At 54.3% G+C, this 11,877-nt stretch carries 2 protein-coding genes; both read left to right on the top strand.

All coding sequences use genetic code 11. The features are described 5' to 3' along the window. Window positions 1–359: 359 nt before the first annotated feature. Entirely contained in the window at window positions 360–10,088 is a 9,729-nt protein-coding gene (locus TH25_RS22565; protein ID WP_114090518.1) for a bluetail domain-containing putative surface protein, read from the top strand. A 256-nt stretch (window positions 10,089–10,344) separates the two neighbouring features. After that, complete coding sequence (locus tag TH25_RS22570) at window positions 10,345–11,877, top strand: TolC family outer membrane protein (RefSeq protein ID WP_114090519.1); 1,533 nt, start codon at window positions 10,345–10,347, stop codon at window positions 11,875–11,877.

Genomic DNA, 11,877 nt, shown 5'->3' on the forward strand with positions numbered 1-11,877 from the left:
ATCAGTTAAAGGTTAATGAGTTCTGACCCTAAGAATTTATAAGACGAAAATAACCAGGCTTCCAGCAAAAACGGGGTATTTGGCTGCAAAGGTATAATGAAGAATTTGCTTCATTTCCGCAGCTTTCAGTCTGGAAAAAGTAATTTATGTATCTCTGTATAGAATACATGATCCTGAAGAATAGTTATTGAAACTATACTTTAGGGGTGTTTGCGAAAAAGACCATGCGGTCGACTTCACAAACCCGCCAAACGGATGGTTCGGTCTTTGGGACATGAGGCCGATAACCAAAACAGGAATTCGGGGACGTATTTGAAAAGTGCCTGAACGCGCTTTTAGCAAAAACGGGAAATTTCGTTATGACTTCAAAAATGAACAGCGTCGATGCGTCTGCACAGGCAGTCGTTGGTGAACTTGCAACTGCAATTGATCGTGACACCAATGCAGCCTTTCTGGCGGGTCATTTTCTGCCTTCCATTCGTGTGGCACATCAGGATGTTGATCTTGATGAATTTGCCGGGCAGCAGACGCGGGAAATTGAAATTCCCCGGGGGCGAAAGGCGTTTTTGCAATTTATCGCCGACTGGCAGCAAAAATATCAGGCCAACCTTAAGCTGGGCATCGTTTCAACGCTGATCCTGCCACTGGCGGCCTGCGGCGGCGGCGGGGGTGGCGGTCTTGCTGGTGCTTTGGGCGGTGGCGGGTCCGGCGGGCGCGTGGTTGATGGTTATATTTCCGGGGCGACTGTTTCGCGCGTTAATGGCTCGGGCAATACTGTCACCACTGATGCCAACGGTAATTTCACCGGACTGACGGGGACGGGCGCCATTCAAATTACGGGCGGTACCGACATTAGCACCGGCCTTGCCTTTAACGGCAAACTGACAGCACCGGATGGTTCGACGGTGGTGACACCACTGACAACCCTGGTGCAAAGCCTGATTGATTCAGGTGAAAGCGAAACCGATGCCCTTAATGCCGTCAAGGCGGCTTTTAACGTTACCGAAGATTTGAAAACGGTGGACCCGGTTGCGACCAACAATACCGATCTGTTCAAGGCCGGGGTCCAGGTTGCCAATATTCTGACGATGGGGGCCAAGGCCATTACGGGGGCTGCGGGGGGCCAATCGGAAGCTGACGCCATAAAATCGGTGGCGGATGCGCTGGCAACCTCGATCAAGGGCGCAAATGCCGCAGTTAACCTTGACAGTTCGGCGATTACCAATGTGCTGCAAAATGCCGGCGTGGATACCACGCTTTCGGGCGACACGGCCTCGATCATTTCGGCCAGTAACACCAATATTCAGAATGCAGCCACGACCGATGACATTGTCAAAAGCCAGTATATCGCCCAAGGCGAGGCCGCAAATGCCATTCAGGAGGGGGCGGCATCGGGCAGCCTGTCGCAAACAGCAACCGAATATGATGCCGATGCCCAGGCGGCCAAGGCGCAAAATGTTTCGCTGAGCAATGGCGGGGTTGGATCTTTTACGGTTTCGGTGACAGAGCAGGGGGAACTGTCCTTTAAAAACCTGCCGACATCGGGAAATATCACCCTGACACTGGATAGCGATGGTGGCGGGACGGTGGTTTATAGCGGCGGCACGCTGACCATTCCCGATACAAACACCGTGACCTCGCTAAACCTTGCCGGTGTTGGTCGTCCGGTGATCATTAATGATTTTGGTGCCGTCACCACCCTGACCGGCGCAAGTGATGCCCGCACCACCATCGTCGGATCGTACCAGACCCTGCGCGATTTCATCCCGACATCCAACGGGGACAGCGCGGTGACGGGCCTGTTTACATTCCGTATTACCGGCATTTCTGATCTCGATGAAAGTACCAACAGCGATTTTTACACGCTGGTCAGTGATATTAAAGCGGCAGAATCAACGGCGCAAATTGCCGTTGTCGGCGCCGAAAATATTGATTTCACGATTACGGCAACCAACCTTGGCGAATTTTACAGTCTGGCGGCAACGGGGAGTGGCAATATTTCGCTGACCGGGGCGACGACAGAAAATCTCGCCGCATCGGTTGCCAAACTTTCCACAGGAACAGCCGGAACAATTTCGGCGGAAGTATCCGGGGAATTGCCCGGTGGTAGCACTCTGGCGCTGTCCAAAACGCTGTTGGGCCGTTTATCCGCGCTGGATTTCAATGTTGATGACGGCACCATTAATTATAGTGGTGCTACCAGTTTGGCGCTTACCAGTGACCTTGCCAAGATCGACACGACGGGCCACACCGTTGTGATCAATGTGACGGGGGCGATGAATGAAAGTTTCTCCGTTACCGATGACCAGCTTGCAAATCTGGGACATTTGACCGCCCAGGGCACCGGAACCATCACGATCACCAGCCTTGATAATGGCGATGATATTTTGGCCATTCAGACCAAGCTGACGGTTGCAACGGGTTCGACAATTTCGTTGGTGGCCGCCGCAGACGAAAACATCGCCATCACCAAAGCCCAGCTTGATAATATCGCCACCCTGACGGTCAGTGGCACCGGAGAAATTGCCTTGAGCGGGGCGACCAGTGCGGACCTTGAAAATGATCTCGGGCAGCTTTTAGCCGGTAGCGAAAAAATTTCGATCACCGGGGCATCGGGGCAGAATTTCGATCTCGCGAAATCACTTCTGGATCAGCTTGGTCATTTTACCACGGTTTCGGGTAATTTGACCGTAACCGGCTTGACCGCCGCTGATCTGACGGCCGACCTCGCCAAGCTGACGGTTGATGGCACAACTTCGCTTACCGGGGCAGCTGGTGAAGATTTTGTTTTTGATAAAACCTTCCTTGATAACTACGCCGCCTTTGCGGCAACGGGTGATGGTACCATTACCTATCAGGGCGCTGTGATGGCTGACCTGCCAAAGCTGAGTGTGGTTGACGGAACAATTTCCGTTTCCGGGGCTACAAATGAAAGTTTTAGCCTGACTGAACAGCAATTGGCCGATTACGCCACGTTCGAGGCAACCGGCAGCGGCACTGTAACGCTGACAGGCGTAACCGCGACCGGCGTTTCGGCGGCGATTGGCAAGGTGACGGTTGATAGCGGTATTTTTGCTGTGCACGCCGCCTCTGGCGAAAATATTGTTCTCTCGCAGGCTGAATTCGCTCAAATCGACAGCATCTCCACGACGGGTAGCGGCAACCTCACCCTGAACGGATATAATTCCGCCTCTCTGGAAGCTGCGATCAGTAAAACATCGGTTGACGGCACCCTGACCGTGAACGGGGCAGCCGGAACCAGTTTTGTCCTTACGCAAAGCGACCTTGATGATGTTGATGTTCTGAATGCGACAGGCACGGGTAATGTAACGCTTTCTGAAGTAACAGGGGATCGTCTTGCGGCGGCCCTGTCGGCTGTTTCGGTTGAAAATGGCGATTTCAGTATTACCGGGGCGGCAGGCTACAGCCTGACGATTTCGGAAACCGACCTTAATAAGCTCGCCAGCCTTGAAGCAACAGGTGATGGCAATATCGTTCTGAACGGGGCGACGGCCAGTGGTCTTAATGCCGATCTGGCAAAACTCTCCGTTACCGAGATTGGCAATTTGACGGTGAACGGGGCCGATGGTGAAAACCTGTCCGTCACCAAGGCGCAGTTGGATGGTCTGACAACCCTTAATGTTGCCGATGGCGGAACGCTGACCATCGCCGGGCTAACCGGGCCGGATTTTGCAAACGACCTTGCCAAAGTTTCGGCAAATGGCGGGCTGGTTCTTTCCGGTGCAGAGGGTGAAAACTTTTCGATTTCCAAGACGGTTTTGGCGGGCATCAACCAGTTTACCGTTACCGGTTCGGGGGGCGTGACATTAACCGATGTGACCGCAGCGTCCTTGACCAACGATGTCGCCAAAATCACCGTTGATACGGGCAAGATAAGCATTATTGCCGCCGATGGTGAAAACCTGACTCTGACCCAGGCTGAAGCGGCTTCTTACGGGTCGGTTGAGGTAACAGGAACGGGCAATATCACCGTTACCGGGGTTTCGGGCGATGTCGGTGCCGTTCTGGATAATCTGACTGTTGAGAGCGGCAGCATCAGCATTTCTGCGGTCGCAGACCAAAATCTGTCGATCACGGAAACGGACCTGGGCAAACTTGGCGGGCTTGCCGCCACCGGCACCGGCAGTATCACCCTAAGCGATGCCAGCAGTGCCAATGTCGCCAGCGATTTGGCAAAACTTTCCTCTGAGACCGGTACAATTTCCATCACGGTTAGCGAGAGCGATACCTCCGCCGTCAATCTGACCTATGAGGATATTGAAGGGAAAAACGTGGCGATCACCGCAACCGGTGACGTCAATGTGACGGTTTCGGCAAGTGGCGATTACGATTTCAGCACGCTTTCGGGCGATACTGTAAAGCTGGTGATTGATACCAGCAACGGTGATGTCACGATCAGCAGTCTTGAACTGAACGGCATTGATGAAATTGAAGTTGCCGGGACAGGTAAAGTCTATCTGCAGGCTGATGATGTTGATGGTTTGACCATTACCTTTAGTGCGCCTGATAACGGCACCATTATTGTTGCGTTGCCAGAAGGTAAAACAGTCGATGATTATGATACATCTCATTTTACCGGCAATGTCGATTATCAGGCGAGCGTAACCTATAACGAAAGTGGAGTGGCGCTTGATGGATACCTTGCCAATGCTACCGTCATGCTGGTGGATGGAAATGGCAATCAGGTAGGTCAGCAGACCTGGACGACCGATGAAAACGGCCATTACAGCATCAGCAATTTCCAGTTTACCGGCATTCTGCCCGAAGATGTTGCCGTGCGCATCACCGGCGGGACGGATCTTACGACCGGCCAGTCCTTTGACGGGGTGTTGCTGGTTTCTGCCGGGCAAAGTGCAAGTGTTGCAACCGGTTTGACGACGGTTATGCACTATCTTGTTGCCAGCGATGCCGCTGCCGATAGTGCCGCGGCCCAAAGCGACGTGATTGCCGGTCTGGGTCTGGATGCAACCGCGCTTTCAGGCGCCAATTTGCTGACAATTGATCCTGTCAGCACCGTGACATCAAGCAGTGCGACGGCTGCGGAAATGGCAAATGCCGCCTCTTTGCACATCGCCTCCGCCGAAATACTGGTGCTGACCAGTGAACTGGCAAAAGGCCTTCAGCCGGTTCTGCAAAATCTGGGGAATGACTCAAGCCAGAGCGAAATCTCGCAAGTAATCATGCGCCAGATTGCATCGGCCATCAATGCAGCCAATGGCGCTGAAGTAGACTGGACCGATGGAACGGTTTTAACCAACCTGATTAACGAGACCGGCAAAGCCATTGTCGGCAGCGAAAACTTTGACGGCAACCAGACAGTTGGCAGCAATAACATTCCTTTAGATACGGTATTTGCCGAAATCGCCGAACTGGTGGGCAATACCATCCATGCGCTTGACCAGTTGCAGCCAACATCATCTGAACTTCAAAACCCGACCGATATTGATGCCCTATCCCTGCTGATTTCCGCGATTAAAATTCAGGCGGCAGCGGGTTCTACCCTGGCAGATTTGATCAATGATCTGTTTGACAGTAACGGCGATTTCCAGGATGCCGCCTACGATACCCTTGTTGCCTATAACGAGAATTTCGCCACCAATCTTGAAGCGGCACTTGCAAATGCGACAATTGGTGAACTGATTGATGGCACCATCTATGGCTCTTCCGGGGACGATATTCTCGATAATGGCGATGACGGTGGTTATTTCCTCGGGAATGACGGCAACGACACGATTACCGGCGGCAAGGGCGCTGATACGCTGATGGGCGGCGAGGGGAATGATACCCTTTCCGGCGGAAGCAGGGATGACGTTCTGCTGGGTGAAGAAGGCAATGACACTCTTACAGGTGGTGCTGGTGTTGATACCCTGATGGGGGGCGCGGGTGATGACCGGTTCTTTATTGACGATGACGGGGATACTCTGATTGGCGGTGATGGCAAAGACCGTTTCTATCTGACCTCGGCGGCGGACCTTGCCAATGGCCTTACACTTTCTGGCGATGGCACATCGGTGGGCAATACCGGGCAGGACCGGCTGATTATTCAGCTTGCCGATAGCGGGGGGGCGCAGGCGGTTGATCTGACAGCCAGCAATGTGCAAATTGCCGGTATCGACCGAATTGACGTTGGATCAGATGTCGCCGGGCTGACCATCACGCTGGATCATGCCCTGGCATCGACGGCGGATAATAACCAGGACGACACCCTTGGCGATATTCGCATTAACAGTCGCGTATATGTAGACAACGAAAGCGAAATCGGCCTGACGGCATCACCGATTACAAATGGCATCATTGTTGATGGCCGGGGGCTGGAAACGACCGACAGCCTGTTTTTTGACGGCGAAGTTCATGTCGGACAGAACGACGCCAATACCGGCCTTGAAACCTATGGTGGCTTTAGCGGTGATGACACCGTTTATGGCGGTGCCGGGGACGACACCCTGTTTGGCGGGGCGGGCAATGACCGGCTGTATGGTGAGGACGGCAACGATACCCTTGACGGTGGCGATGGCAATGACCGGCTTTATGCGGGCGGTGGCGTCAATACCCTGATTGGCGGTGCCGGGTCCGACCGTTTCTATATCACCAACGTTACCGATGCTGTTGGCACGGTAATTGACGGTAACGGTGGATCATCAACCGAAGGCGCCGAGCTTTCCAATGACAGGCTGATCCTTGATCTGGCCGACGGGGGCAATGTCGATTTCAGCAACGTAACTGTCAGCAATATTGACCGCATCGATATTGCGCAGGACGCTGCGGGGCTGGAGCTTGTTCTTGATCATGGTCTGGCAAGTACGGCGGATGCCAATGGTGATGGCGACACAGGTGATATCCGCATTACCAGCCGCGTTTATGTGGATAATGAAAGCCAGATCGGCGTGACGGCATCGCCCATCACCAACGGCATTTTTGTCGATGCCAGTGCGCTGGAGGGTACAGATTCACTTCAGTTTGATGGCGACGTTCATGTCAGCGAGAACGACCTTCAAACGGGTGATGAAACCTATGGCGGTTTTAGTGGCGATGATACGATCCTGGGCGGTGCCGGGGGAGACTTCATTGCTGCAGGCGATGGCGATGATCGTATGAACGGCAATGATGGCGATGATGTGCTGTTTGGCGGCAATGGATCGGACCGTATTCATGGCGGTGCGGGCGCAGACACCATGATCGGAGGCCTGGGCACGGACCGGCTTTATGTCGACCAGGCCAGTGACCTTGCGGATGGCAGCATCATTGTTGGCGGCGATTACGACATTGATAATGACGTGTTGGGCTTGGCAGAGACCGATACCAATGACCGTCTGATTTTCGGTCAGGCAGCAAGCTATGACCTGAGCGATAGCAACCTTGTCGATCACAACATCCAGATCGCCCAGATTGACCGCATTGAATTTCGCGATAATGCGGCGGGATATGAACTGGTGTTGGGGGATGGCGTTGTTTCCACGGCAGATGCCAATGGCGATGGCACCCTGGGCGATATCCAGATCGTTTCGCGCGCCAGTGTTGTCGATGAGGAGACCGAAACCGATGTTCCCATTACTGCCGGTGTGACTGTGGATGCAAGCGGCCTTTCGGCCAATCAGTCCATCCATTTTCAGGGTGAAATCCTGATCGATGATGAAACCAGCCTGGAATATGGCGGTTTTTCCGGTGATGACCGCATTCGCGGGGGGCTGGGAGACGACACCATTAATGGCGGGGCTGGTGATGACCGGATTTATTATAACGGCGGTGCCGACACCCTGATTGGCGGCACCGGACGGGACCGGTTTTACATCACAACGGCGGCCCTTGCGGCGGGTTTGATGATTGATGGCACCCTGGAAGCCGCGACAAATGACCGTTTGCTGCTTTCGGCAGCCGGAAGTTACGACCTGAGCGATCAGGCATTGAGCGATGGCAATGTGACCATCACCAATATTGACCGCATCGAATTGCGCGATGATGCGTCCGGCAATGTATTGAAAATCGGTGCCGGGCTGGCATCGACGGCCGATGCCAATATGGATGGTACAGTTGGCGATATATCGGTGGTCAGCCGTGTTTTTGACAGCAATGACCTTGATGTCCCCTTCACCAATAATGTTGTTATTGACGGCTCGGATCTGACATCGGAACAAAGCCTGATTGTTGAAGGCGAAGTGCGCAATGACCCCGAGGATGGGGATTATGGTGGCTTTGACGGCAACGATACCATGATCGGCGGTGCCGGGAATGACACCCTGGAAGGTGGCAATGGCGACGATACCCTGATTGGCAATGGCGGCGATGATTACCTGACGGGGGGCAGCGGTGCCGATGTGATGTCTGGCGGGGCGGGCAACGATATATTTGCCATGAGCCTTGGCGGCGATGCCGTAACCGTGGAATACCCGGATTACACACCCACCCAGGGTGATTATTTCGAGGTGGTGATTGATGGTTATGCCTATGGTGCGCGTGCAGATGAAAGCGAAACCTCAATCGACAGCGTTTTGTCCGACATTGCCAGCGTGATCAATAGTGACAACGGGCATAATTATCACGCCCGGGTGCAGGACGGTGTTTTGCAGATTGCCGGTGTGGATGCCAATGCAACGGTTGATGCAAAAACCTATGCCCAGGGGGATGCCTATAGCCAGCAACCAGCCTCGGAAGATCTGTTTGCTTTCAGCTTTACCGATACCACCATGCCGGAACCGGGTGATTTTCTGCGTTTGACGGTGGGGGATGAGGTTTTTCAGGTTCAGATGAGCGACGGGGACACCCCGGGCAGCCTGATGTTCCAGCTTGCCACCCAGATTTCCGCCAGGGCCGAAGCTGCCTATGCTGATGATGAAAATGCCGATGTAGTGGATGCGGTCGCCCTGGATACGGATGGCGATAGCGAAAATCTGCCGGACCGTCTGTTCCTGCATATTCCGCAGGGTGAAACGGTTGATTTTGATCATTCCGGCACCATTCGTGCCTTAGGCGGCTCGGTCTTTGTCGAAACCGATGCGGGTGACAGCTTTAATGTGGATGTTGCCGCTGATTCCCAAACGGCCCAGACGGGAACGCTCACGCTTTCCACCAACGATCAGGATTATGCTGCAGGCAGCTTCCTTTCGGCGGTGCTGACCATCACCCTTAGCGGTGGCGAAACAGAAACCAACTATGTTTCAACGGCGGTGACGGAAGGGAACGCGGCCAAAAGCATCCAGGACTTTATCGATGAAATCAAGGCGCAGGATGCCGCGAGCGCCCGTGCTGACGGGGATGCCAATGCCACCTTCTTTGACAGCATAACGTTAAATAACGGCGCCATTGAATTTGTCGGCAAGGAAGTCGGCTCCAGTTTCAGTCTGGATGCTACCTTCCTGGGTGATCTGGGGCCAAATTCGTCCTATATCGACCCGGCCGAGGGCGAGAACGATACTTTTGCCGCAGTGATCTTTGATTTCGAGGATTTTGCCAATTCCGTCCAGTCCCTGACCGATCATGGCACCTTTGTTCTGGCGATTGACGATTTCACCCTGACCCAGCCGGTGCAGGAAAATGATACCCTGTCGGACATCATTTCCCGCTTTGCCGATAATCTGCGCAGTTATGGCTACACGGTCGGGGTCGAGGATGACACCAATCTTTTTGTTGCCTCCGACGAGGCCATAAACGGCCATTCCATTGCCGCCTATCAGGCGGGTCAGGAATCCGACAATGGTGTTGAAGATACGGCAAGTGCGGTATCTGACAGTATTGCTTCCATGACCGATGTGATTACCGATTTTGTCATTGGCGAAGACAAGTTCGATTTGTCTGCCTTGGGCGGCGGGCACACCGTTCCGACCGGGGTCTCGGTGGGCGATTCGGTTTCTGTCACCACCTTTGACGAAAGCATGTTTTCAGGGCTTGAGATCGATAACGGGGCGGCAATGTTTGTCCAGGCGACCGACGGTGTTGAAGACCGCACATATCTGGTTGTCGATAACGGAGATGGGGCCGTTAACACGTCCGAGGACCTTTTCATCAATGTGACGGGGATTAGCGGGGATATTAACAGCGCCAGCGTTGCCGATCTTTTCTATTCGGAAACATAAGGCGGGACCCGAAATTGGGGGGCAGGGGGGGCACGTTCACCCCCTGTTATTTTCGGGGACGAACGGTCTTTGCATGTAACTGATACCCGTTCTCTATGAGTTTTACTCATAGAGAACGGGTTAGGCGCGACGGCGCCGCGCGGCTTGAGAGCGAAAGACAAGGGCTTCAGAGAAGCCCGCCCGCCGATTGAGGGCTGCACTGATCGGTTTCGATCAGTGCAGGTTGGTATAAGACAGAATTGGTATTTTGCCCGGGATGGAAAATAAATTTGCCTGTTTGGTGCTGATGATGGGGATGATCGGCACAATTTTATGGTCGGCTCCCCTGCATGCCGCCCCTGTTGGCGAAGGCGGGGCGACACCTGTCGGCATCGCGCCACAGGAGGAAAAGGCCCGCAAAATTGGCGAGGATGCCGCTGGTTCGGCGGCGATGACGCCGCTTTTTCGTGAAATTGCCAAAAGCATGAATGGATCTGAACGGCTTGTGAATGGCTTTTTGCAGCAACCCGGGGCGGCTTTTGCCGAAAACGGACAAAAAGGCAATTTACAAACAACGCCAGACCAACCGGACGATTTTGTTGCCAAGGTGCGCCAGGCAGTGGAGACGCATCCCTCAATCCAAAGCACCCTTTATGGGGCCCGCCAGGCAAATGACAGCCTGAATGAAGCAGATGGGGCGCTTTACCCCCAGGTCGATTTTGCCCTGGAGGGGGGGTATAACGTTTCGCGGGCCGATAACCGGGCAGGGGCGGATAATGACCCGGACGGGGTGTTATCGGTCAGCCAGCTTTTATATGATGCCGGTGAAACCTTTAACCGCATTGATGCCGCACGCGAGAATGTCACTGGCAGCAAACATGCCGCCCGCGATACCGCCCAGCAATTTTGCCTGCGGGCGATTTCGGCCTATTTCGATATTGTCCGCCTGCAAACCAAGGTGTTGCTGGCAATTGATAATCGGAACCGGCATGAACTGATTTTCAAAAGTGTCAATGACCGTGCCGCGGGTGGGGCCGGCACAACGGCAGATGTGTATCGCACCGAAGGCCGCCTGGCCGAAGCCAATGCCAATTTGACCGAACTGACCGGTGAACTGGCGCGGATGCGGGCCAGTTATAAGGAAGTTTTTGGCGATATGCCGACCCATCGGACCCGGCCGGATTATATTCCCGATATTCCCCAAAATGCCGAAGCTGCCCTGCAATATGCCCTGGATCACAACCCGACCCTTGCGCAAAGCGAGGCGGGGACACGGGCGGCCTCCTTTGAATATGATGCCAGCAAGGCGGCCTGGTACCCCAAGGTTTCGGTGGTGGTGGAAGGGCGGCAATATGACCTGTCCGAACCGCGTGGCAGTGACAATGAAATGCGGTTCTATGTGCGGTTTAATTATAACCTGTTTGACGGTGGCAGCGACCGGGCCCGCGAAAGCCGGGCGGCAAACCGCCTGTCGCAAGCCAAAGAACGCGAACGTCAGTCGCGCCTGGAACTGGAACGCCAGATTGCCAGCTCCCTAAGTGATATTGCCACCCGTGAACAGCGCCTTCATGCCCTGTCATTGGCCGCCCGGGCGGAAAAAGAAACCTTCCTGACCTATCTGGACCTGTTTTCAATTGGCCGACGCGATTTGGTCGATGTGCTGGATAGCCAGCGCGAATTTTACCAGACCGCCAGTGCCCTGATTGACGCCCGCGTGATGGCGGACCTGTCGCGCTATGTGTTGTTGTCCCTGACCGGCGAGTTGTTGCCCCGTTTCGGTCTGGAGGATTTTGGCTGGGAGGTGAGGTGA

Source organism: Thalassospira profundimaris (genome assembly GCF_003326755.1).
Taxonomy (GTDB): Bacteria; Pseudomonadota; Alphaproteobacteria; order Rhodospirillales; family Thalassospiraceae; genus Thalassospira; species Thalassospira profundimaris_B.

Coding starts and splice junctions, on each gene's coding strand:
- TH25_RS22570 (WP_114090519.1), top strand. CDS start 10,345: ATGGAAAATAAATTTGCCTGTTTGGTGCTGATGATGGGGATGATCGGC.
- TH25_RS22565 (WP_114090518.1), top strand. CDS start 360: ATGACTTCAAAAATGAACAGCGTCGATGCGTCTGCACAGGCAGTCGTT.